General features: G+C 66.0%; 1 pseudogene. It reads right to left on the bottom strand.

Features of this window, described 5'->3' with window-relative positions:
- Window positions 1-523: pseudogene (locus tag FMEAI12_RS02670) on the bottom strand (integrase); the annotation flags it as partial.

Here is a 523-nt window from a genome sequence, read left to right on the forward strand (position 1 = left end):
GTAGCTGTCAAGGACCGATGTCAGGTGCCGTTCGGAGACGATCAGGAGTCTGTCGGTGCATTCGCGGCGGGCGGTGCCTACCCAGCGTCCCGCGATCGCGTTCGCTTTCGGCGACTGTGGTGGTGTGCGCATCACGTCGATGCCGGCTGCGGTGAAGACGGCATCGAAGGAAGCCGTGAATTTCGTGTCGCGGTCACGGATGAGGAACTGGAACCGGTGGCTGCGTTCCTCGAGGTCCATCAGCAGGTTCCGTGCACGTTGGGTGACCCAGGCCGCGGTTGGATGCTTGGTGACCCCGAGGAGGTGGACTCGGCGGGTGGCGTGCTCGACGACGAAGAACACGTAGATCCATTGTAGGAACACGGTGTCCACGGTGAAGGAATCGCAGGCGAGGATGCCGGAGGCCTGGGCGTGTAGGAACGTGCGCCAGGAGGCATCGGCCCGCCGGGGCGTGGGATCGACACCGGCGCGGTGCAGGATCCGCCAGACGGTGGCCACCCCGACCGGGTAGCCCAGCCCGACG

The organism is Parafrankia sp. Ea1.12 (genome assembly GCF_900465275.1).
GTDB classification, from domain to species: Bacteria; Actinomycetota; Actinomycetes; order Frankiales; family Frankiaceae; genus Parafrankia; species Parafrankia soli.